The sequence below is a fragment of the Neolewinella aurantiaca genome (assembly GCF_008014675.1).
GTDB lineage: Bacteria > Bacteroidota > Bacteroidia > Chitinophagales > Saprospiraceae > Neolewinella > Neolewinella aurantiaca.
In genome coordinates this window covers 107,527-130,834 of the sequence record NZ_VOXD01000008.1, presented here as the reverse complement: position 1 = coordinate 130,834, position 23,308 = coordinate 107,527, and the positions used below count along the sequence as shown (strand labels likewise).

14 protein-coding genes are annotated in these 23,308 nt (G+C 57.1%); 9 read left to right on the top strand and 5 right to left on the bottom strand.

Annotated elements, in window-relative coordinates; all coding sequences use genetic code 11:
• Positions 1 to 92: 92 nt before the first annotated feature.
• Positions 93 to 2,468: an EcoAI/FtnUII family type I restriction enzme subunit R gene (hsdR, locus tag FUA23_RS07140; protein ID WP_147930044.1), complete on the bottom strand. Its 2,376-nt coding sequence runs from the start codon at positions 2,466 to 2,468 to the stop codon at positions 93 to 95.
• 905 nt (positions 2,469 to 3,373) lie between these two features.
• Between hsdR and FUA23_RS07135 the strand changes: the two genes are divergently transcribed.
• Positions 3,374 to 4,423 carry a PA0069 family radical SAM protein gene (locus tag FUA23_RS07135; RefSeq protein WP_147930043.1) on the top strand — a complete coding sequence of 350 codons (1,050 nt, stop codon included), beginning with the start codon at positions 3,374 to 3,376 and terminating at the stop codon, positions 4,421 to 4,423.
• A 56-nt stretch (positions 4,424 to 4,479) separates the two neighbouring features.
• Here the strand turns inward: FUA23_RS07135 and FUA23_RS07130 are convergent, their stop codons facing one another.
• The 4 genes from FUA23_RS07130 to FUA23_RS07115 all read right to left on the bottom strand — a co-directional run bounded on the left by FUA23_RS07130 (position 4,480) and on the right by FUA23_RS07115 (position 9,985).
• Positions 4,480 to 5,106, bottom strand: coding sequence for a response regulator (locus FUA23_RS07130; RefSeq protein WP_147930042.1), 627 nt, complete (start codon positions 5,104 to 5,106; stop codon positions 4,480 to 4,482).
• A 44-nt stretch (positions 5,107 to 5,150) separates the two neighbouring features.
• Positions 5,151 to 8,123 (bottom strand): sensor histidine kinase, encoded by a 2,973-nt coding sequence (locus FUA23_RS07125; RefSeq protein ID WP_147930041.1) that lies wholly within the window; start codon positions 8,121 to 8,123, stop codon positions 5,151 to 5,153.
• Positions 8,107 to 9,180, bottom strand: a complete 1,074-nt coding sequence (locus FUA23_RS07120) for a hypothetical protein (protein ID WP_147930040.1) — start codon at positions 9,178 to 9,180, stop codon at positions 8,107 to 8,109. Before FUA23_RS07120 ends, FUA23_RS07125 begins: the two co-directional genes overlap by 17 nt.
• A gap of 592 nt (positions 9,181 to 9,772) precedes the next feature.
• Positions 9,773 to 9,985, bottom strand: a complete 213-nt coding sequence (locus tag FUA23_RS07115; RefSeq protein WP_147930039.1) for a hypothetical protein — start codon at positions 9,983 to 9,985, stop codon at positions 9,773 to 9,775.
• Positions 9,986 to 10,225: 240 nt separating this feature from the next.
• On the opposite strand from FUA23_RS07115, the gene FUA23_RS07110 reads away from it, so the two are divergent.
• The 8 genes from FUA23_RS07110 to FUA23_RS07075 all read left to right on the top strand — a co-directional run bounded on the left by FUA23_RS07110 (position 10,226) and on the right by FUA23_RS07075 (position 23,293).
• Positions 10,226 to 12,016 (top strand): hypothetical protein, encoded by a 1,791-nt coding sequence (locus FUA23_RS07110; RefSeq protein ID WP_147930038.1) that lies wholly within the window; start codon positions 10,226 to 10,228, stop codon positions 12,014 to 12,016.
• Positions 12,017 to 12,143: 127 nt separating this feature from the next.
• On the top strand, positions 12,144 to 13,874 hold the full coding sequence (locus tag FUA23_RS07105) for a hypothetical protein (RefSeq protein ID WP_147930037.1): 1,731 nt from the start codon (positions 12,144 to 12,146) through the stop codon (positions 13,872 to 13,874).
• A gap of 4 nt (positions 13,875 to 13,878) precedes the next feature.
• Positions 13,879 to 14,562 (top strand): hypothetical protein, encoded by a 684-nt coding sequence (locus FUA23_RS07100; protein ID WP_147930036.1) that lies wholly within the window; start codon positions 13,879 to 13,881, stop codon positions 14,560 to 14,562.
• Positions 14,544 to 15,254: a hypothetical protein gene (locus FUA23_RS07095; RefSeq protein ID WP_147930035.1), complete on the top strand. Its 711-nt coding sequence runs from the start codon at positions 14,544 to 14,546 to the stop codon at positions 15,252 to 15,254. Before FUA23_RS07100 ends, FUA23_RS07095 begins: the two co-directional genes overlap by 19 nt.
• Positions 15,254 to 17,185, top strand: coding sequence for a hypothetical protein (locus FUA23_RS07090; RefSeq protein WP_147930034.1), 1,932 nt, complete (start codon positions 15,254 to 15,256; stop codon positions 17,183 to 17,185). Before FUA23_RS07095 ends, FUA23_RS07090 begins: the two co-directional genes overlap by 1 nt.
• 94 nt (positions 17,186 to 17,279) lie before the next feature.
• Positions 17,280 to 19,337, top strand: coding sequence for a hypothetical protein (locus tag FUA23_RS07085; RefSeq protein ID WP_147930033.1), 2,058 nt, complete (start codon positions 17,280 to 17,282; stop codon positions 19,335 to 19,337).
• 45 nt (positions 19,338 to 19,382) lie between these two features.
• Positions 19,383 to 21,164 (top strand): hypothetical protein, encoded by a 1,782-nt coding sequence (locus FUA23_RS07080; RefSeq protein WP_147930032.1) that lies wholly within the window; start codon positions 19,383 to 19,385, stop codon positions 21,162 to 21,164.
• A gap of 179 nt (positions 21,165 to 21,343) precedes the next feature.
• Positions 21,344 to 23,293, top strand: a complete 1,950-nt coding sequence (locus FUA23_RS07075; protein ID WP_147930031.1) for a hypothetical protein — start codon at positions 21,344 to 21,346, stop codon at positions 23,291 to 23,293.
• Positions 23,294 to 23,308 lie beyond the last annotated feature (15 nt).

Here is a 23,308-nt window from a genome sequence, read left to right as displayed (position 1 = left end):
TACGCGGGTGCAATGATAAGGTTTTAAGAGCATTGGTTGAGACGCTGTGCGTCGAATCTAAGATTCGACGCACAGCGTCTCAACCAAGAATATCAACCCGTCCGGTAAATCTCCCCCTCCAGCTCTTTCACCGCCGCGATGAAATCCTTTTTCTTCCCAAAGGCACGCACCAACTGAACGGGGGAGCCGAGTTCGTTAAGTGGTTTTACTTTTAACACTGCGCCCTGTTCCAGCGGGCCAACGCCTGCTTCCTCGTACTTATCGAGCAGCTTATGGATCACCTGCTGAGCGAGTTCACTGTATTTAGCGAAGTAGTTGCTTTTTCTCACTTTTCCTGCTCGTTCTTTTCGGGTCAGCGGCGGCTGGTCGTAGGCAACGTGGCAGATCAGGTCAAAGGGGTCCAGATCTTGGCCAACGTCTTCGCGCAGGGCTTCGATCAGTACTCCCCGGTCGGCTAGGTCGGCGATCAGGTCGGCCTTTTTCTCGGCATCGTTCCAGTGGCGGATAAAATCGGTGGAGGTGGGGAAGTTGTCTTTTACCCGTTGGCGGGTGTAGTCCTTCAAGGATTCGGTAATCAGCTTTCCGTCTCCGCTCAGGTACTGTACGCGTTCGTGGGCGATGGTCACCCGTACACCGTTGACGTAGAATTTACGCGGAGTTTCCGGGTCTTCCAGGATGTCGACGTTGGGCGGCAGGCCGTAGCCGGGCGGCGGCAGGTTGATCTCTGTTTCTTCACCTTCCACTGCACCTGCGTCCGCGCCCGCTTCTACATCCGGTGGAACAATCGGATCGTCCGGCCCTGGCTCATAAATCTGCACCGGGTCACCATCAAACTCCGGGTCGGCGAACAGGTTGGTGGCCTTGCGGAAATCCATGATGGTGAAGTACACTTTTCCCTCCTGCTCCCGTAAGCGTGAGCCCCGGCCGATGATTTGCTTGAATTCCGTCATCGAACCGATGTTGGTGTCCAGCACGATCAGTTTTACCATCTTGGTGTCTACGCCGGTGGTCAGCATTTTGGAAGTGGTCGCGATGACGGGGAAGGTTTCCTCTACGTCCATAAAATTGTCCAGTTCCTGCTTGCCCACTTCATCGTCTCCGGTAATTTTAACGATGTAGTTGGGGTGCTCGGCGGCCAGGTCGGCGTTGGCGTTGATCAGGGCCATCCGCATCCGGTTGGCGTGGTCGATGTCTACGCAGAATACGATGGTCTTGTCGTAGCGGTTGGTGTCTTTCAGGTATTCCGTAATGCGATTGGCCACCAGCTGCGTCCGCTCGTCGATGGCCAGGTTACGGTCGTAGTCCTTCAGGTTATAAATGCGGTCGGCGACGGCCTGGCCGTACTTGTCGATCAGCCCCTGGGTGGGCCGCCAGCCGTCGTCGATGGTGGTCGTCACCCGCACAACTTTGTAGGGGGCCAGGAAGCCATCTTCGATGCCCTGCTTGAGGGAGTAAGTGTATACCGGCGGGCCGAAGTAGTGGATGTTCGAGACGTCTTTGGTTTCCTTCGGCGTAGCCGTAAGGCCAATTTGGGTAGCACTGCTGAAGTAGTCCAGTACTTCCCGCCAGGCGGAGGCTTCGGAGGCACTTCCCCGGTGGCACTCATCGATTACCACGAGGTCGAAGAAGTCGCGACTGAATTCTTTGTATGCGTTCTTGGATTCCTCGTTGCTGGTCAGGCCCTGGTACAGCGCGAAGTAAATCTGGTACGATTTATCAATCTTGCGGTGCTTGATGATGTGCATGATCTCGGAGCCGAACGGAGAGAAATCACCGGTCTTAGTCTGGTTGAGCAGTACGTTGCGGTCGGCCAGAAAGAGAATCCGTTTTTTTAGTCCGCCTTTCCAGAGTCGCCAGATGATATTGAAGGCGGTGTAGGTTTTACCGGTACCCGTGGCCATCACCAATAGGATGCGTTCCTGCCCGGTCGAAATGGCTTCAATGGTCCGGTTAACTGCGTTTTGCTGGTAGTAGCGGGGCGACATGCCGGAGGTGTCCGTATAGTAGGGCAGTTCCACCACCTCGCGCACGCTTTCGTCTTCCAGACCTTTGTGAGCGAGGTACTTGCTCCACAATTCGGTGGGCGAGGGGAATTCTTCCAATTTAATTTCTCGCTCGGTGCCTGCAGTCATGTCCTTAAAGACAAACGAATCGCCGTTGCTCGTGAAAACGAACGGAATCTGGAGCGCTTCGGCGTATTTCATGGCTTGTTGCATTCCGTCCCCAACCGGTCGGTGGTTGGCCTTCGCCTCAATAACGACCAACGGAATGTTGGGCTTGTAGTAAAGGATGTAGTCGGCTCGCTTTCGCTTTCCTCTTGCGTAGAGTTTGCCCTGAACGATAATGCGGCCATCGGTAAACGGTACTTCCTCCCGCACCTGCTTCCTCAGGTTCCAACCGGCCGCCACTACCGCTGGAGTAATAAATTGAGTGCAGATATCCCGTTCTGAGAGTTGTTTTTTGTTCATGGGGAAATGTTGCCAGCGGCCTGTTCATAAAAAAACGGCTAACCTGATGGCCTCAAGGTAGGGAATAAACCGATAATGCTTTCTGTCAAGACAGAGCATATCTATATAATAATGGATTGTTACGATTTTTGACGTAACATGCTTTTCCCAAGTAAACCGTCGCCTTCGGGCTATGGACATCTTGCCCTTCGACATTCCTGAATCAGGTTCAATAACGATTGCGATAGACTCTACCGGAGTCAAGGTTTATGGAAATTGAAACCCAGGAAAATAAAAGTGCTCTATCAAATTAAAGCCCATAGCATGCCTGTATCTCAACCGAAAGACGCGTAATTGAATGAGACATCAGCGCAAGCTTTGTCCTAATTCTTCATACAACAACGCCCGTGTGGAGCAGTAAAACCAAGCAACTTGCTCGCATCCGGCCGGGCAATTTCAGTCCGCCAAAAACAACGTGTTTGTGGGTCGGGACTTAAAACCCAGCGTCTGCCAGGGAACACAACCCTTCCCCATCCTTCCCCCTGCACCTGCGTTCGCGCCCAAAAAAGGGTCAGGCATCGCTTTCATTTTAACCGGGAGGAGGTATTATCGTGCAATTGGTGATGCTCCGTCAGCCAGTGTAGGCAACAAATTATACATAACCTTTCTTGAACGGTTCTGCTCAAGGACCGAAAGCCTCTCTCTCGTAGCTCAGGGGCTCACCCCTGTGTTTTCGTTGGTGCAAATTGTTATTTACGCCCCATCTGGTGTGTATCACGAGATGCACTACTATCACGAACTTGCCGCTTGTCACGTCTCCCCTCTCCCGAGGAGAGGGGCCGGGGGAGAGGGGGATCCGTGCATCTCGTGATACACACCCCACCTGGCCCCAGTGTAAAAATATTAAAATTTGTGTATATTTGTAAATGTTGCAACAAAAACAGGCAATTGGTGGCCGCGGTGCCCAGCTCAACCCTGCCAATCCGTACCATAACCTGCGGTACGACGAGTTCCCCGATCCGGACGCTGCGCTCCGGACCGAGTACATCCCGACCCACCCCAAAACCATCCTGAATAAAGTGACCAGTCCTGATCTGGGCTTCGGTTACGGACTGAACTGCTACCAGGGCTGCGAGCACGGCTGTGTTTACTGCTTTGCGCGAACTACCCACACCTACTGGGGCTACAGCGCCGGACTGGATTTTGAAACCAAAATCCTCTACAAAGAGGAAGCGCCTGCTGTGCTGCGCACCAGCTTGCTGAAGAAGAACTATGACCCGCTGCCCATCATGATGTCGGGCAACACCGACAGCTACCAGCCGGCGGAGAAGAAATTTGGTCTTACGCGTCGTTGCCTGGAAGTGCTCAGCGAACTGGACCATCCCGTAGGGTTGATCACCAAAAACAGTCTCATCGTGCGCGATCTCGATTTACTTGCGCCGATGGCGGAGCGCGGCCTCGTCCACGCCTGCCTGAGCATCACGACCCTGGACGAAGACGTGCGCCGTATCCTCGAGCCCCGTACGGCTACCATCGATCAGCGTTTCCGGGCGGTAAGTGCCCTGGCCGGGGCGGGTATTCCCGTGGCGGTCAACATCGCGCCCGTAATCCCCGGCCTGACCGACCACGAAATCCTCGGCATCGCAAAACGAGCCAAAGAAGCGGGTGCCCGCCGCATCGGTTACAGCGTTGTCCGGCTCAACGACCAGGTCGCTGATGTCTTCACCGACTGGGCGCACCGCACGCTTCCCGACCGCGCCGACCGCATCCTCAACCGCATCCGCGACTGCCGGGGCGGCGACCTTGGCGAGAAACGCTTCGGTGTCCGCCACCGGGGCGAAGGCGAAATCGCGGGAATGATCAAGCAGCAATTCGAGCTGGCTAAGCGGAAATTCTTTCCCGGAGAACCCGACTGGCCCGACTACAATTTTGAACTGTTCAGCGCCAGGAAGAAGCCGCAGCTTAGTTTGTTTTAGGCCCGGAGGCTGCATCGTCCATTCTGGCAGATTCCACGGTGCGGTAGCACTACCCATTATTCTCCCAAAAACAGCCGTACTGCCTCCACCCGGTTCACGACCTGAAGCACGCGGTAAATGGCGTGGACGTGTTGCTTAACGGTTCCTTCGGTGAGGCCCAGGTCGCCGGCGACTTCGCGGTTAGACTTGCCTTCGGCAAGCAGGCGGAGAATATCGTTCTGCCGGGGCGTCAGTTGGTCGAGCGCGCGCGGGCCCTCGGTGGGTGCCTGGCGCAGGCTGTCCAGCACCTTGCGGGCCATCGCGCCGCTCATGGGCGCGCCGCCGGCGGCGAGTTCCCGGATGGCGCGCACGGCGCCACCCAGTCCGTCTTCCTTCAGGATGTAGCCGTCGGCACCGAAGCGCAGGGCGTTGAAGAGTTTGTCGTCGGTATCGAAAACGGTGAACATGAGAACGCTCACGGCGGGGAGCATGTCTTTCACGCGTACGAGGCACGCGAGCCCGTCCATGCGCGGCAGGCCGATGTCCATAAGGATGATGTCTGGCCGGTCAGAGGCCATCACTTGCAGGGCTGATTCTGCGGAGTAGTAAACGCCGGTGAGGGAAAAATCGGCGTCGCGGGCTACGGCGCGGCCAATGGCGTCGGCGATTTCTTTGCGGTCTTCAACGATGGCGATTTTTTTCATTTCGGTATGGATTTTCTAATTGGATGATCGTGGAAGTCTCCGGTTCACCCCAAAGGCAAGCGCAGCGTTATCGTGGTTCCTGCTCCGGTCTGGCTGCTGATGGTAAGGGTTCCGCCAATGGCTTCGGCTTTGTTTTTTATGTTTCCGAGGCCGTAGCCTCCGGTAGATTTCGCCGCGTTATCTGCCGTCAGCCCACGACCATCGTCGGCGATGATGATGGTCAGTATTTGCTCTTCGCATCCGAAACTCATCGTTACTTTATTGGCCTGGGCGTGCTTGATTGTATTGTGCCACGCCTCCCGGACGATGGAGAAAAGGTTGCGCTTTTGGCGACTGTTCAGGGGGCGCTCACCGCGGGTGCAGTGCCCGTTGAAGGAAAAAGCAAGGTGGTGGTCCCGGAAGAACTCCTGCCCGGCGGTTTCAATCTGTTCACACAGGTCGGCAACGGTTGCCCGGCGGTTGTCGAGAGCAAAGATGATGTCGCGGATATTGTGCAGCGAGTGCTGGGAGAGTTCGTTGATCCGGCCCAGTTCGTACGCGAGGGTGGGCGCGGCTTCGGTCATGAGCAGTTCTTCGCTGAGAAACATGATGGAGGAGAGCTGGCCGCCGAGGTCATCGTGGACTTCGCCGGCGATCCGGTCGCGCTCGGCGTTCACCAGGGCTTCGCGCTCCCGCCTTTCGTTTTGTTTGCGGCGTTCCCGCCGGAGGAGCTCGCTGTAAACGATCATTGCACCCAGCGCCAGCGCCAGCAATACGGATACCCGGAACCAAATGGTCTCCCAAAAAGGAGGGTTGATCACGACTTCAACGGTCGTCGTCTCCGAGCGTTCGCCCCTGCTGCCGATGGCGGTAAGTTGCAGCTGGTATTCTCCGGCGGGCAGCCGCGGATAACGGATCACTTCGTTGCGCGCCACGCGAATGGGCGCCAGGTCGTAGTCCCGCAACTGGTACTCCACCATCCCGTCCCCGTGCGGAAGCAAGCCGATGAGCCCGAGACGGAAGTACAGCGAATTCTGCTGGTAGCCCCGCTCTACGCGGGAGAGTTGCTGGCCGGTAAGCTCCCTGGTCTGCGCGATATCATTGACCCAAAGCCCGGCAACATAGGGCGTCAGCGGTTGCTCCGGAACCGACAGGGCGTCCGGATGAAAGCGGACGATGCCGCTCTTGGTCGCCATCCAGATGGTGCCGTCGTTCAGTTGTACGGGGTCGGCGGGGAGGAATCCCTTTTCCGGCAAACCTTCGGCTGCGCCGAAATGAATCTGCTCGTTGGTGCCGGGGGTGTAACGGACCAGGCCGTTGCTGGTGCCAAACCAGAGGTCACCGCTTTCCTGATCCGTTATCATGCTCATGATCCGCAGCGGATTTCCCTGAGGGTCCTGGCTTAAAACGGTGACCACGGTGTCCTTTCCTACTTCGAGTAGCCCGGAATTGGTACCGAGCAATGTTTTGTCGTTCCATTGCAGAGCGGCGTTCACCCGCCCGCTGACGGGCAGGCGGGCAGCGATGGTAACGGAACCGTTGCTGACCGTACACGGCCAGATCTCGCTGCCACGTTCCCAGACCAGAAAGGTACTGTCGGTAAGGCCAAACAGACCGGTATAGCGCATTCCGTCGGAAGGAGGGAAAGGTAAAAGAGGCTGAAGGCGCAGACCGTCGGCCGTGAACTTTACGGACATGACTCCCTTCTGGGAGAGCACGACAAGGAGTCCGTCGCTACTCCGGTACAAGTCGCTGATGAGCTCCGGAGGGCGGTCGTACCAGACAAAGTCTCCGCGCTTAAAGTCGTAGCGCCCGATCTGGCGTTGGTTGCCGAGCCAGACCTCCTGCCCGCTGCTGTTGAACCGCAGCCTCCCGGCCCGGTGGTCGCCATTGCGCTGGCTCGGAATATCGGTGATGGCCGGTTGGGCGCGTGTCGCCCCCGCGAACCTTTGGATCCGGCCGCGGCGGTCGCTAACGAGTACATCCTGCCCGTCAGGAGTGTGGAGGTCCGAGATCGGTTTGTCGTGCGCAAGCTGCAGAACGGTGAAGTTGTCCGGTTGCTTCGAGATCACGTCGAATCCTTTTCCGTACTGGGCTGCCCAAATTCGTCCCTGGTGGTCCTGGGTCAGGTGTTGGGGAGCTGCTCCGCTGAGCCCGTCGGCGACCGAGATCACATCGGTCACTTCGCCCAACGCGGGATCGAAGCGGAAGATGCCGGTGTTGCGGGCGATGCACCACACGCTGCCGTCGGCGTGCGGCATAACGGCTTTTGTGCCGGGCATCGGTGCGGCCAGGCGGAAGCAAAGGTCTGAGGTTGAGGTTGGGAGTTTGAGGTGGCCGAGGCCGGGGTCGGTCGCCAGCCAGAGAGAATTATCATCATCCCGGGCCAGGGCGAGCAGGCGGTGGGGGAGTACCACATCTTCCCGCTCGTAGGTGCCGCCACCGGGGAGTTGGTGGAATACCTCCAGCGTATCGTCGTACCTGACCGCTGCCCAGGCTTCGTCGTGAAGAGGTACAAACATAGTTCCCTGCGTGGGGCCTGCTGCTTTGCGGTAAGCTCCGGTGTGGGTGTCGTAACTCCAGAGGTAGTTTCCCGCCCGGAGGAATGCTTCTCCGGTAAGGGAGTCGATCCGTAACAGCCGGTAGTTTTGGTTCAGCACCTGACCGCCGTCCATCAGTTGGTAGCTGAGAAAGGTTTCTTCCCCGGGGTCGAATACGTGGAGGCCCTGGTAAGTAGAAATCCAGAGCCGCCCGTCGGGGGCCGGCATGAGCGGAGACTGAGGGTATTCGCCTATCTGGAGTGACTTCGCAGGATCGTGGATGGGGAAGAGTTGCCCGCTGGCACCATCGAAGCGGATGATGGAGTTGCCCGAGGTGGCCCAGTACCGGCCGTCTGGTGTTTGAGACAGGTAATGAAGGCTTTCAACTTCGGGCAGCACATCCTCCCCGATGCTGTGTACGAGGTACTGTCCGCTAACCCCGAAGGAGGTCAGCAGCAGGACTAAGTACGGCAGGTATGTTCTACTTCCTGCCGCCATCACGCCATTGGGTCAGAAGGTCGATGAGGAAGGTTAGGATGCCGTAAGACCAGTGCCTGCGCTCGGCGTCCACTATGGCGGCAAGCGAGAGATTCACGCTGGTGGCTTCGGGATCGGAAACGACATCGTCGACTTTCGCGAGAAACTCCATAACCATTTCTGCTCCGTCGGTAGAGTTGATGTTGAGGTTCGTCCCGATCTCTTCGATGATGTCCCAAAACGGAGGGCAGGGAGTGGCCATTACGGCTCCGGGGAAGCGCTCGTTGCCGGAGGTGGTACCGCGCTGGCTGTAGTCGGTGTCGGTGGTGGCTCCGAGCAGGTCGATCATTGCGTTGCCGGAGGGAACGGCCTGGTCGGGGTTCATGATCGGCTCAGCTTTCATGGTGAAGGCCCGGCCCGGATCGGGGATGATTTCTCCGTTGGGGTCGAGGCGGGAGAACTGCTCTACGCGGAGCCTGGGGTTGTGCATCACGTCGTAGCGTACTTTTGAGCCGGTGAAGAACATATCGTTGTACTTGTCTGCCTGCGCCAACAGGAGTAACTGCATGAACTTGAGGTCGGAGCGGCGGAAGAAGTTGGCCCCCGACCAGTTGGTGTAATGAGAGAGGTCTTTTACCTGAGCCGAAGGCGAGGCGTGCAGCTGGCCGGCCGTGTAGCCCATCGACTGGGCGTAGGTGCTCGCGGCGTTCTCTGCGACGGTGTTGCCGATGGGGAAGTTGGGCTCGGGGTTCTGGGCGAAGACCTTGAACTCAGCCAGCGATTCGCCCTTGGGGCCGGTCATGGGGTCGATGCCCAAACGCGGCACGCCGTTTTGCTGGCGGATGACCAGGCGGCTGAAGCGTAGTTTTTGCGAACTGTTTTCGGCGGGCGAAGGCATATGCACGAACCAGCCGAGTACGCCCCGGTCGTCGAGGGTGTCCCCGATCAGCTGGGCGCAGTTCCTGATGGTGAAACCTACGGTGAGCAGCCGCTCTCCTTTCGCGGGCGGGATATCGGCGCTGAGGCGGGCAATATCCGGCCCGGTAAGCGTCTCGTTGATGTTGGCTTTGTTTGACATGTCTGGGTGTGTTGAACGGGTGAAAAAGTGCGGTGCGTGATCCGCTGATACTTCGTGCGTATATCAAATTGCAGGTTTGAGTACTTTTTCCTCTCCTGAGCCGTCTCCCTCTCCCGAGGAGAGGAGCCAGGGAGAGGAAGACGGCTCAGAAGCTACAATCTGTTATTCGCACGATACTTCAGTAAGTTAGGGAGTTAAGTGTCTAAAGGAGAGGTTAAAGCTGATGAAACGGAGGAGCAAACAGGACGAACCGCAGTAGTTTCCCGACCAACGGTTCAAAATATCGCGGTGCAACGGATTACTGTTTTATGCGGGTTAGTGCAATTCCGTTACGTACGGCGCGGCCGCAGGTGCAGGGCAAGGGACCAAATACAGAGCCCGGGAAAAGAAACGTCGGTAGGTGCTGGTGTCGGTTTTATATCTGCAAAGTTGGGGCGCAGCAATTGCCTGCAAGACTAACTTTAGTTAGGGAGTGGGGTGTGAATGACAAATTGCAGGAGTCCACGCAAATGTCGCGAGTGCTTAGGGCCGGCGGTCCGTCTCACGTAGCACAGGGGCTTGCCCCTGTGTTTTCGTTGGTGTAATTTGTTATTCACACGGTCGCGGGCCTGCGGGCTACCGCAGGCAGAGCGCCGAACCTTTCCCGGCGAAGGCCGTAGCCTTCGTTCAGGGAGTCCTGCCCTTCAACCCGCCCGGCACCTGCGGCCGCGCCCGCCTGGTCATATATAGTTGCCTCGGTCATCAAAGGTGAAGCCAGATGATAAAGCGGCCGCCAAAAATCACTTGGGGTGGCGGAGGCAACCATATATAGGTATGGATGGTTTTGCGGCGGTTATGTGTGCCCCTGATTCCCTCACCGCACGGAGATACCAGCAAAAACGCTGCGCGTTTTCGGCTAAAAGACAAGGCAAAGCGCCGGAGTATAACTTTAGTTACTAGCCCGCCCGCCCGGGGTGCCCCCACCTTTGTATCAGCGGGAACGGAATGTTTGCACAACGTTCGTTTCTGCTCATCCCGTCCAGAAACCTACCTAAAACAAACCACCGTGAACCGATTTATAATTACACTGCTCCTTTGCGTCTGGGCCCAGGCGGCCTTCGCCATCGTGAAGTACGACGAAGGCCGCCGGACGATCGATGGCATTATCCTGTTGCAGGACAGTGATGTGCCGACTGATTATTACTACTTCGCCGATGCACCCCGCCTGGCGGTTCGCGAAGATGGTACTTTCGAGCTTATGTGCATCAAGTACATCGGTGGTCCCGATCCCGCCGACAACGGCGGGCTGCTGCACGCCCTTGTGGAATTCAGCCTTACGCCGGAACGCATCCGGGAGATCGAGGCTGAACTTCGGAAAGAAGTCCCCAACGGCCGTATCGCCGGACCCGTGCCGCTGCACGAAAACATCCGCGACGGCGAAGAGGGGATGGGGAGCATGGAGGTCGTCTCTTCTGTCCTGTCCGATACGGAAGGGGAGAAACCGCTCACCCAGTCTATCGTAAGCAGCAATCATTGTCCGTTGCTGCCAGGCTCGCGCGCCGCCATCGCCGCCAAGTTGAGCCAGGAAGGCGCAACCCTGCTGTGGAGTTCTTTCGAAGGAGCCACCTCGGATGTGTCGGTCAGCATTAGTGGCTACTACGAAGCCTACGTGAAGGGGTACAACGCCGTGATCGAGGCAGAGGCCAGCACCGTTTACGAGCACTTTAGTCTGGTGTTCAACGAGCAGGGCGGGTACGACCGCTCGAGCCTCCGGGAAGCGGTGAATGAACTGATTCAGGACCAGAAAATAAAGGTGGAGGTCTTCGACCGCTCCGAAGGACTCGGCATCGATACCAAAGACATGGCCGCCATCGTCGACCTCGTTACCAATAAGCTCATCGAGCTTATGTTCGACGCCAAACTCGGCTGGGCGGCCCGCCCGGAAACCATCCCGACCCTCGATCAGGGCCAGATCAAAGGCCGGCAGGAGCGCGGCGGATTCTCCCGCTTCTTCGCCGGAACCGGAGACCAGAAATACGTGACCGACAACCAGTTCGTCCTGAAAGACGAAAAGTACATCCGTACCAGTAAGTTCTACCTCAACCTGAGTAAGGCGACTTCCATTAAGGTTCCTTTCTTCACCACCGGCAACATCCGGGGGATGTACGACCTGTTCAACGAAGACGGACCTTACTTCCGCGTCGTCAACCTGGAAGAGGCCGACTTTGCCAACAGAGAGGTCATCTTCCAAATCGACGGATCCTTCGCTGAAGCCTTTAGCAGTATTCTCAATTTCGTAACGGTCAGCTTCCGCAAGCGCTACGGGAACGGGCAGGAACCGGTCACGAAAGAAATCGTAATAACCGGTAAAGATTTAAAGACGGGAACCGATTTCAAAAGTATCGTTTATCCCGCGCTCGGGCTCAGCGGCCGCGACCTGCTCAACTATAACTACCGGCTGAGTTGGAGTTTCAAGGGCGAGTCCCAGACCGTTAACCTGCCCCACAACCCGGACGATTGGTTGGACGGCGCCCTGGGCGCGGTTTCGCTGAAACCGCCCTTCGCCAAGTCCCTCGTCGAGGTGGATGCAGACCTGGAATCCTTCGGGGCCAAAGGCATGCAGGCGGCAACGGTCGTTTTCTTCACCGTGCTCAACGGAAGTCCGCAGATACAACAACGGCTGACCCTACGGGCAAATGATACGGAGAACACCCACAAAATAGCCCTCTACCATGACCACGAACAAACGACTGCCTATCAGATCAGGTGGATAGCTGCCGACGGCAGCGGTTCGGAGGCCACACCGATCCGGGAACTTACCGATGGGTACTTATTTCTTACCCCCAAAGGCGGTTAGCGCCTGCCCCCTGGCGCGGGGAGGAACTGCACGCCACCGCCACCTGATCCGCCACAATTATCTCGGTCGTAAAGCATCCGGACTACCGTCCTGTTCCCCTGCGCGATCCCCAAACCCAAACACCCCAATGAAAAATCTGCTCTTCCTATTCGTTCTGGTTCTCCTGGCCGGCCTGCCCGAAGCGGCAGCCCAGCAGTTGCTGGCAGACCGTGGCGTACAGGCCGCCGGCCTGTGGTGCTTCCCCGTCTACGGCGACGAACTGAGCTACTACTACCTGCCGGGGCGTGGCCGGTTGGGGCATACGTCAGACTCCATCCCCGAGTTTTCCTTCCTCCGCTATGTCACCGAAAAACCAGCCGGAGACGATGCCCGGTCGGTTTCCGCAGCGGGTGGGGGAGGGATTGTCAATTTCCTGGTCCTCTATGATACACCTGCGGAGCAGGTGGCGAGGGCCTCGGCCGCCCTGCGCGAAAAACTCGACAACGATGAGGTCGTGCTGAAAGGTCCATGGGCGTTCACTTCCGGCCGCTACCTGCTGGTGTCCTTCATCCTCCAGCCCGACGGCACCGAAAAACAAGCGGTGCTCAGCACCGGCACCGCACCCACGCTGGAGAACAACCGCGTCGCTTTTTCCTTCAGCCTCGATCCCCAACGGGCGCAACTGCTGATGGAGAGTTTCAAAATGAAAACGCCGGACATCTCCGTGGTCTTCGAACTCGACTACGAAGGGCTGACCGAAAGCTACGAAGCGGAGATCGAAGTCGACTTCGATGAAGTCCGCAAAAGCGAAAGCTACAGTGCCGGAGGATCAGTCTACTTCGTTGGCGCCGACGTGGAAGTTGCCCTCGACAAAATGCGCCGCAACAACGCCATCAAAATGACGACCGCAGGCTCAGACGAACACCTCGACGGGCTCCTCTCCACCGTGTACGATAAGCTCTTGACGATGCTGTTCCAGAAGGTCGAACCGGAGAAAGTCCCAGGCGGAGGAGCAGGTATGATGGATGCGCTGGGCTCGATGCTGGGCGCCAACGGCGCCCTCGGCAGCCGCAACACTACCGGATTCGGCTTGTCGGTCGGCTTCAAATATAAAGAGTTGAAGGTGTCGGGCAAGTCCCACCTGAAATTCAACGGCCGCTCTACGGTAAGCCGCAAACACTTCATCACCTTCAACATCGGCGATTTGTGGCAGCAGTACGGCGACCGGGAGGATCTGTTCCGCAGCGTTGCGTTGTACGATCCTGCCTTTCAGCAGCGCGCCGTTCACGTAAACCTGGATGGTTCGCTGGAGCGGGCCTTTGCCGACATGGTCAACAGCGTAACCGTCCGGATGCGGAAGGTGCACAACAGCGGCGCGACGACGCTGAAGGAAGTGATGGTGGATCGCCGCAACTTCCGTGATTCTACCGGTCAGTTTCGGATGGTTTACCTCAACGACCGCGACAGCAGCATGACCGAGTGGCTTAGCTACGAGCACCAGGAGGTTTGGCAATTCACCGGAGGCGGAACTTACACGACGGACTGGGATACGACCAGTGCCGCGATGATCAACCTTTATACGCCTTTCGAACGCAGAAGCATCTCGTTGGAGGGAGATCTGGACAACCTGCAAAGCCAGGGAATCAGGGCCGCATCCGTCAAAATAACTTATCCCTTCTTCGATCAGGAACGGACCGACAGCCGGCTGCTGCGCCCGGGCGATGACCCGGGCCTGGCCCCCTTCGAGGTGACCCTGCCGCTGGGCCACGAAGCGATCGATTACCAGATTTCACTGATGAGATCCGACGGCACACCCCTCCGCTGGAGGGGAACCGATCAATTCGGACTGATCTTTTTCGACGAGCCACCCAAAGACTAATCCCATGACGCACCTGCCGAAAACCCTGCCTTTAACCCTTCTGTTGCTGGCCGCTCTCCACCTGAGCGGCCAGCGCGACCGGCCGCTGGAAGTGACGCTCCTCGACGGAAATAAGGTTTCGCTGTACGAACGCTACACGCTCGACGGCCCCGATAAGGGCCGGATGTATGCGCCCTTCAACCTCCGGGTAGCCGAAGCACGATCGGGGGATAAGGAGTTCTCGTTCCTGGCTTACCGCCAGGACAGTACTTCAGAAATCCTTGGCGGAATCCTCCATTTTCTGCTGACCTGGGGACCGACTGATTCGCAGGAACGAGAACTGAAGGACCTGGTCCGGATGCGGACCGACAGCAGCCAGTACGTAGCAGGAAGCCTGCCACTGGAGCGGGATACTGTGGCCAAAGGCCTCGAGATCGGCCCGCCGGATCATCCTCTCGCGCAGCTGCTTTTACGCGGGCTGAATTCAAAACCGTCTCCTCCGGTCAACGCCGGGGGGAAGATGGCTGCCTCGTTCAGCTTTTCAGCCGCAGATGCCAAGCTCCTGGCGGAGCTGCTGCCCGATAAAGAAGCGTGGCAGGAAGTCTATCTGCGCATCCATCTCAAAACATTCGCCGGTGCTTACCGCCCGGTACCACCCACCCGTTTTTCGCTCACCAAAAGCTTTTCATCATGTCTCGAATCACTTTGATTTTACTGGTGTTCACGGCCTTCTTTGCGGCGCGGACGCAGGTGCAGGGAATGGCTGCTGACGCATACCTCGTCTTCTACGCCACCTACGGCGGTAAAACCGGACACGTCGGTATCGCCGTCGACAAAAACAAGATCCGGATCACGGACTGTAGGGACTGCCCCGGTGGCGTCCGCTACGATACGGTTAAGACCGGAGAGATGGTCTACTTCGATCTGTGGCCCGCCGAAGAGAGGTACACCTATAGTTTCTTCTTCGGGAGCACGCCGGCCAGATACTACCGCTTGCCGACCAGTTCGGCCGCAGCGCCCGTCACCACAAACAGTCTTATGGAGCAGGGGCTGCCCCACGCCATGAAAGACGGGGTGGACGGCCTGGCCCGGCTGCCCACCAGTCCTGCTCAGGATGCTGAACTGATCGCCTTCATGCAGCGGATGATCGATGAGCAGCGCCCTTTCGACCTGTACGATTTCAACTGCTCCGACTTTGTCTCCGCCGGACTCGCTTTAATCATGCCCGAACCACCGGTGGCGGAAGAACGCGTGCTTGCCCGGATGTCTACAACCCCTAACCGGCTGTGGAAAGCGGTTGCCAGTCAGCCAGAAACCATCATCCTGAAAGACCCCGGCCCGAAAGCTGATGGTCGTTTCAATTCCGAACGAATTTTCTCCCTCCCTACAAGCCCAAAGTGATGATCATTAACTTTAAATCAACCTTCCTTTTAGTACTGTTTATCAGCTTTTTAAGTTGGTACGCCAGTGCACAAACTTTAGACTTCGCCAACCGGGTGGATGTCGTACTGTCTGACGGACTCTCCGTGACGCTCTATGGCCACACCAACTCACTGAGTAAAGACTTTACCGGAAGGTACAGTTACCTGCCCGCCGGACTTCGTCTTTCGAAAAAGGCCGACGGTACACCGATGTTTCTGTTCAGCAAGTTCACCACCGAAGACGCCGAAGACGATGTGTCCGGAGCGCTGATGCACTTTCTGATGGAATGGGGGCTTACCCCTGAACAAGAGGAGGAACTACAGACAAAGCTTACCTCCCGCATCGAAGGCCTTTCCTCCACAGACCCCCGCTTCGCGGCGGTGGAGAATCCCCGGGTAATGGGGGCCGTGGACGTGCGGACCGATCCGGACAACTCGTTCGAAGTGATTTCTGCGGTACTCAGCAACGGCAAAGAAACCCCAACCCTGGTCACTTCGGGCCGGGCGCCCATCATACCGGGCGGAAAGGTCGCAGTAGCTGCCATGATGGAGAAAAACGCAGCCCAATTGCTGGCTGCGAGCTTTGAGGAGAGCAGTTCCATCACGGATGTCTCTCTGGCCCTGCGCTTTGAGTACGACCTGCTGATGCCTGCCGTTGACGGAAGAATTACGGTAGACTGGTCGAGTGTGGATTCGGTGTACCAGACGTACACCCGTACGGCCAACCGCAGCAACGACAAAAAACGGGACCGCAAGGTGAGTATTTCTGACACAGAGCGGGATTCCCTCTTTTCGCAGATGCAGGAGCAGAAGGCAGTGGTGGTGCAGCTGGACAACCTTCAGCCCGACAGCGAGGTAGCCAAACAAATGGTAACCGCCTTCATGGAATATTTCCTGCGCTCGGTTTCGGAGCGGGAGTTCCGTCCGCCCGGCGAAGAGGAGGACCCCGACGATAAGCGCAACGATCAGCGGGGCTACGATTACCGCTACCGTGGCTACACCGTGAACCGGGAACGACTGAACATCAAGAAACAGCGCCGCAAGGAAACCTACGAACTAAGCGTACGGCTGCCCATCACCCGGCAGTTTGAACTGGTCGAAAACCTGGCGTCGTGGTACGATGGTGTGCGCGACAACGAGAAATGCGTTAATACCGTAAACCTCAACGATCCCACTTTCGAGCACCGTGAGATTCAGCTGATCCTGGATCTGGACGCCGAAGATATGTTCGGCAAAGAGCTCAACTTCGTCTCCGTCGACATTCGGAAGCGCCGCAGCGCAGAAGGCGCCAACGACTTCCAGCGACAGGTCACCTTCGACAAGAGAATGTTCGAAGAGGAGGGCAACCGGACCACCATCACTTACTCAAAAGCGGAAGACGAAAACCCCGACCTGTTCGAGTACCGGACCCTGTACAGCCTGCGCGGTGGGCGGACCTTCGTACCCGACACCAGCTGGACACAGGGCAGTTGGCAGGGCCTCACCCTGGCCCCGCCGGTTACCCCGACTCCGCTGCGCCTGGAAGCGGACCTGGAGGCGATGAAAGACAACGGCATCCGGAACGTATCGGTACAGGTACGGTACTACAAATTTGGCGTACCAACGGAGAGCAATTTCAACCTGAACGTCTCGCGCCAGATCGGTTACCTGGAGGACAGAATCTTTATGGACCGCAATACCCAGGGTTACGCCTACCGGTATGTTTTCTTCCACGAAGACCACGGTCCGCTGGCCACGCCGTGGGACGCGAAGATCAATACGGGCTACCTGTTTGCCGTCATCCCCGAAGAACTGCGCGACCGCAAGCAGGAAACCATCGACGAGATGGTCGAGCTTGGTAAGGCCGTCGCCGGAGGGGAGCAGGCCGGAGACGTGCTCGACAAATTTAAAGACCTGATTATTAAAGACTGATCCGGGGCCAGCCGTCGCGACAATCCCTCTACCGTGCCCTGCACCTGCGGCCGCGCCACTACCCTGAAATTTCACCTTATAAACCAACCATACCATGAATGTATCAATAAAAAACACCCGCCGTCTGGCCCTGCTGGTTCTGGCACTTGCGCTAAGCCTCTCAAGCATGTGGGGGCAACGATTACTGGCCGACACCCGGTTGCAAATTACCCTGGACGATGGTACCGACGTAGTGCTGTTCCGGGCCGACCAGACGAGCAACTGGTATTACCTGCCGCCCTCAGAAACCATCCGCATCGCAGAGCGTGAAAACGGAGACAAGGAGTTTCTCTTCATCAAGTTCACCACCGACGACAAGGTGGAAAACGGCGGTGCTCAGGGCGGACTGCTCCACTTTCTGGTGGTTTGGGGCCTGGAGCCAGACCAAACCAACGAGTTGGCTTCGAAACTGAAAGAAGTCCGCTCCTCGCGGGCTAAAGTCGCCGGTCCCGTAGAAATGCAGCCCCGGGAAGGCACATCATTCGCACTGACCAGTGCGACCCTGCTCGACAAAGATCTGACCCGAACGCTGGTCATCTCCGGAGTCGCTCCGGTAATGGAAGGCGGCCGGGCAGCAATCGCTGCGCGATTGGATAAAAACGGTGCCCAGCTGCTGGAAGCAGCGATGAAGAAAAACCGGGGCGCAACGGATTTCTCTGTAGAGTTTTACTACGACTTCACAACCGTGGTTTCCGCTGCCGATGCGACCTACAAATACAACCTCGACATCAAACAGAGCCAGGGCGACGCCATGGTATACGACCTGATTAAAAAAGAACTGGACAACGAACCCGAACTGTACGACCAGGCAATTGCCCTCTACGACAAAAACAAAACGGAAATGCCCAAAGGCTGCGAAGTCGCCGATGGGTTACAGAACCTCATGGCTGGCCTTCAGGCCATCGATATTGTAGCCGGAAATACATCTGGTGGCGGCACGGGGTCAGCTTTTGAATACGGTACTTCGGAGAGCATGATGCGTAAAATGTACGACTTCTTTCGCCAGAAAGAAGTCGTGACGGTAGAATGGAGTTCAAGCATTGCGGATGAGCGGGTGGACGCCGTCCAGGATGCCTTCTTTCAGATGTTCCTTCAGGATGCGGCAGAGCCCACCATGCCCGAATATATGAGCCTGAACAGCAACCCGGGGCAGCAGATAGAGATGGGAGACGACGCCGTTAAAAATTCTGCGCAGGGTGGCTATCGCTTCCAGTCGTGCACCCAGCTGAAAACGCGGCGTAAAGTGAGCAAAGAGATTTCCCTCAAGAAATTTGAGTTGCCGGTAACGAAGCCCTATCCGATGGTCTACAACCTGCCGGGAGGGTTCCCCGTCCGCGAAGTAAACCTGAACGACCCCTTCTTTCAGCACCGGGACATAAACTTCATCGTGGACGTAGAGGCGATGGATATATTCGATCAGGAGATCAACTACGTTACGGTCAATGTGCGCAAGCGTCGCTCCGGTACGGAAGACTTTACGGACGCCGCCACTATCAGCCCTGCCGTTATGAAAGACAAAGGCCGTCTGGCAATCATTACTTACGCCCGGAACGGAGATGGTAATACCGAAACCTATGAATACCAGGCAAAGTGGTCTTTGCGGGGTGGTGAGGTCTATCCGGAAAACCCGAAATGGTTAAAAGGCAACTGGCAGGCGGTAACTCTGCAGGCCCCGATCCGGCCCCGGGACATCGAGTTTGAAGGAGACCTCGAGGAACTCAGGGAAGCCGGAATAACCAGGGCTACTCTTCAACTCCGCTACCTGAAATACGGTAAGGAAACGGAGACGAATATTCCGCTTACCGTATCGAAAAATGAGCCCCTTGTTACCGGCCGGATCTTCACCGATCGCGAGCAGACCGGTTACGCTTACCGCTTTATAATCAACCATAAAGAACAGGGTAAACTGGCGACAGAGTGGGAAGCCAAAATCAACGACGATTACGTCTACGCTTCGGTGCCGGAGGAGCTTCGTGAAAAAGACACGGCCTGGCTGCAGGCAGCGAAAGATGCCGCCAATGTACTGCTGCAACCCGGCCCGGACGGAACGATAAAGCCGGGAGAAGGAATCCTGGGCAAGTTCAAGGAGATCCTGAATTTGATCGGAGAGTAGGCGCACTGCTGTGCCCAAACTCAGAACCCATAAAATTAAGAGAGCATGAAGTATGTAATGGTATTCACGATTTTTCTTGGTTGGTTCTTTACGGCGGATGCCCAGAGAATCATCCTTGACCTGCCCACGAAGGCGGGAGAACTCACCCTCTTTCCTGAGGTCGGCAACGACAAGAATTACTACTACGTTGCGGACAAAGCCCGGCTGGCCGTTGACGAAAGCGGGAACCCCCGGTTCTCCTTCCTACGGTACGTAACCAACGCGACCAGCGAACCCGGCGAAACCGATAACACGCGGGGAGAAGGAGGCGGTATCGTGCATGCGGTGGTCAGCCTGGCGGTAAGCGACGAACAACTGGAAGAAGCCCGCAGAGAACTGAGACAGGTAAACCCGGATGGCGAAATCATCGGGCCGGTCATTTTTAAATCGGGCACCTTCGGTTTGGTCAGCTCATTTACGGGAGAAAACGGCGAACTGAGCAGCCAGGTGGTCGGGTTGGGGCAGGCACCGATCCTGGACGGCCAGCAGGCTGCTGTTTCGATGCACCTGACTCGTCTGGGAGCGACCCTGCTTTGGAACTCCTTTCAGACTTCGACGCCAGACATCAGTTTCTCGTTTAACATGACGATGGACGGTTACAGACTGCCGAAGGAAGCCGTGATTGAAGCCAACTTCGAAGACCTTTACGAATCGATGGAATTTGGCCTGCAGGCGGGGGTCGGCGGAACGGGGTCGGCGGCAGCGACCGACGGTAGTTCGGAAGCCCGGGGCACGGTACCGGTCTACTTCGGTGCCGACCTGAAAGCGCAGTTCGAGAAACTGCACCGCGACGGTAAAATCAAGGTCACCCAGATCGGATCAGACGAAGGCATGGATAAGCTGTTGGAACTCGCCTACACTAAACTGGCCGACATCATGTTTGACCGGACAGAGGCCCAGAGCACCAGCCAAATGAACCCCGAGCAAATGATGGCCCTCGCCAACCGGGGCCGGAGCGGAGGAGAGGCTCAGCAACCATCATCTCCGGTATCAGGCATCACTTTCTCGTTTTCGATGAAGCAAAAACGCCGGACTGGAACCTTCCGGATGGACCTCAACAAATGGACCACCGACGAGCTGGTGATGCGCTTCGACGAAAACATCGGTAACCTGTCCCGCTTTCAGGGGAATCCTCAGTACTTCCACCAGATCAATACGGACGATGAGCTGTACCGGCAACGGGAGGTCTTCGCGGTGGTTGATGGCTATAACGCGGCCGATTTTGCGGAGTACATCAACTTCGTAACCGTACGACTCAAAAAGGAGCACGCCAACGGCGAGGTCACCCACGAAGAAGTCGTAATTGATCGTGAGAAGTTCAGCAAGAAAGGAAACAACTTCAGTATGGTGTACGGCTGGAAGGGCGACGATAACAGAAACGACTGGATGGAATACGACCACGAAGTCCTCTGGAGTTTCTTCGGAGACGTAGAAGTGGCGGAGCCGCTTAAAACCTCTTCTTTCAACGCCATCAACCTGGCTCCGCCTTACGCCAAGCGTGAAGTTGAGTTCCAGGCCGATCCGACCTTTCTGGAAGATCAGGAAGTGCGGCTTGTGAACGTCAAGCTTTACTACACGATGGGGGAGAAGGAGTTCTTCAAGGCCATCTCCCTGAACCCGAGCCGGAACCAGCTTTCGGAGAAGATTCTCTTCGTTGCCCCGACGGACGTCGGGGAGTATGAATACGAAGTCACCTGGCGGTTGCGGGGCAACCGCGTCGTCTCTTCGGGGCGGTTGACGGCATCGGACAACGTGCTGTTCGTCGACGAACTCCCCGAAGAGGAATAACCGAAGCCTGAACCCCGCCCTGCACCCGCGCTCCGTCGCCCGCAACCTGTTTGCCCTTCCCGAAAGAAGCCCGTAACGACTTCTAAGAAACGGTATTGCTCTCAAAATACAACACGCTCTTTTCCGCCTGCTCTTCAGGCGGCGGAACCTTTCTATCCCAAAATCTAAAAACCTGTACCATGAAATTTCAATTCATCCTGCTCTGCCTGATCGGACTGCTGTCGGTACCGCTTTCGGCTCAGGATATCCTGCTGGACGAGCCCGTTCGTGCCGGCGAACTCACGCTGTTTCAGAGTTTGCGCAAGCACAACGAATACCGGTATGCGCTGGATAAGCCGCAGCTTGCGAAACACCCGAACGGGAAGCCTCAATTCTCCTTCATCCGCTATGTGAGCAACGAATCTTCCGCGCCAGGGGAGGAGGACATCACCGAAGGCCAGGGCGGTGGCATCATCCACGCCGTCATCGAACTGAAGGTAACCGAAGACCAGCTGGCCGAAGCCCGCCGGCAGTTGCGGCGGATCAACCCTAACGGAACCATCGCCGGCGCGGCTCCGTATACCGGAGGAACGGTAGCCCTGATCTCGACCGTTGCCGACCCCGACGCGGGCTTTTCCAAAAAAGTGCTCGGCGTTGGCAGGGCGCCCATTCTGGACGGCCAGAAAGCGGCGGTTTCCATTCAGCTGACCAAGCTGGGCGCTCAGGTACTCTGGCAGAGTTTTCAGACACCCACCCCCGACATGAGTTTCTCCTTCGAAATGGAACTGGAAGGCCTCAACTCACCGAAGGGTGCCGTGATCGAAGCCAACTTCGAGCAAATCTACAAGCACCAGAACTTCGGCGCCGGTATGGTTTCCCGGCAGGGAAACACGATGCTGGGCGCTGAGATCAACGCCACCTTTGAAGATCTTACCCGCAGCGGAGCCATCAAAGTAACGACCATCAACCCCGACGCCGACATCGAGGCCGCGGTGAAGGATGCCTACACTAAGCTTACCGCCCTGATGTTCGACCCCAGCGGGAGCAACACCGGAACGCCCGCAGCGCCGGCCTTGCCGGGGGCTGCCCAGCCGGGAATGCTGGAGCGGGCGCAAACGCTGCTGGCCGAAGGCCGCAAAGACGTGCTCGAAGAACTGGCCATACTGGAACAGCAGAACCCTCTTGACGAACAGGACGATGACAACGGCACCGGTAATACAGGCACCGTCGGAACGACCGCCGGCGACAGCACACGGGCGACGAGTCTCCATCCGGTAGGAGGTCGCCGCCAGCCACAGCCGGCACCGCAAAACGTTCCGCCCTCCCGCTTCAGCTACGAGCGACCGAGGCCAACGCTGCCCACCACAGCGATCGTAGTGGGATACACCATGCGGGACGTCCGCCAGAAAGGGACTTACCGGATCGACCTTACGAAGTACACTACCTCTGCCTTGTCGTTGCGTTTCGATCACAACGTTGGTCCCATCAACTGTGAGGAATGTTTTCAGCAGTTCAACATCGATGACCCGCTGTACCAGCAACGGGAAATTGCCGCAATCCTGGACGGATTCAACGCGGAAGACTTCCAGCGTTCGCTGAACTTCGTATCGGTGGCTTTTCGTAAAAAACACCAAAACGGAGAAACCACCGAAGGTGACATCCGGATCGATCGCTCGCGCTTCAACCAGGATGGGAACTATTTTAAATTCACCTACGGCTGGAAGGGCGACGATAACCGTAGCCTCTGGAGGGGCTACGAATACCAGACGGTATGGAGCTTTTTCGGCGGAGTCACGATAGAAGGGGAGTGGAACCAGACCGACATTAATACCCTGCCGCTCAGCCCACCGTACCGCCTCAAGTCGATCATCGTGGAAATGGATCCCGAAATCATGGCGGAAGAAGAAATCCGGTCGGCCCAGGTCGATGTGTTTTTTACCGTCGGTGATCAGGAACAGACCCGGCAGGTACAACTCCGCAGCCGGGATGAAGTGCCCGAAACCCGCGTTGAAATCATGGAGCCAGCCGAATGGCTGGCGCAGGAACCCGGCTACGAATACCAGGTGACCTGGCGGCTCCGCGACGGAACGGAACGGAAGTCCCCGCGGAAGGAAAGTAACTCTCTGCTCATCTACGCCGATCAACTCTAACCATCATCCAAAACA

Excerpts from the sequence above, each read along its gene's own strand:
- FUA23_RS07095 (WP_147930035.1), top strand. The coding sequence starts at position 14,544 with ATGTCTCGAATCACTTTGATTTTACTGGTGTTCACGGCCTTCTTTGCG.
- FUA23_RS07115 (WP_147930039.1), bottom strand. The coding sequence starts at position 9,985 with ATGGTTGCCTCCGCCACCCCAAGTGATTTTTGGCGGCCGCTTTATCAT.
- FUA23_RS07080 (WP_147930032.1), top strand. The coding sequence starts at position 19,383 with ATGAAGTATGTAATGGTATTCACGATTTTTCTTGGTTGGTTCTTTACG.
- FUA23_RS07105 (WP_147930037.1), top strand. The coding sequence starts at position 12,144 with ATGAAAAATCTGCTCTTCCTATTCGTTCTGGTTCTCCTGGCCGGCCTG.
- hsdR (WP_147930044.1), bottom strand. The coding sequence starts at position 2,468 with ATGAACAAAAAACAACTCTCAGAACGGGATATCTGCACTCAATTTATT.
- FUA23_RS07085 (WP_147930033.1), top strand. The coding sequence starts at position 17,280 with ATGAATGTATCAATAAAAAACACCCGCCGTCTGGCCCTGCTGGTTCTG.
- FUA23_RS07120 (WP_147930040.1), bottom strand. The coding sequence starts at position 9,180 with ATGTCAAACAAAGCCAACATCAACGAGACGCTTACCGGGCCGGATATT.
- FUA23_RS07100 (WP_147930036.1), top strand. The coding sequence starts at position 13,879 with ATGACGCACCTGCCGAAAACCCTGCCTTTAACCCTTCTGTTGCTGGCC.
- FUA23_RS07125 (WP_147930041.1), bottom strand. The coding sequence starts at position 8,123 with ATGGCGGCAGGAAGTAGAACATACCTGCCGTACTTAGTCCTGCTGCTG.
- FUA23_RS07075 (WP_147930031.1), top strand. The coding sequence starts at position 21,344 with ATGAAATTTCAATTCATCCTGCTCTGCCTGATCGGACTGCTGTCGGTA.
- FUA23_RS07130 (WP_147930042.1), bottom strand. The coding sequence starts at position 5,106 with ATGAAAAAAATCGCCATCGTTGAAGACCGCAAAGAAATCGCCGACGCC.
- FUA23_RS07135 (WP_147930043.1), top strand. The coding sequence starts at position 3,374 with ATGTTGCAACAAAAACAGGCAATTGGTGGCCGCGGTGCCCAGCTCAAC.
- FUA23_RS07090 (WP_147930034.1), top strand. The coding sequence starts at position 15,254 with ATGATCATTAACTTTAAATCAACCTTCCTTTTAGTACTGTTTATCAGC.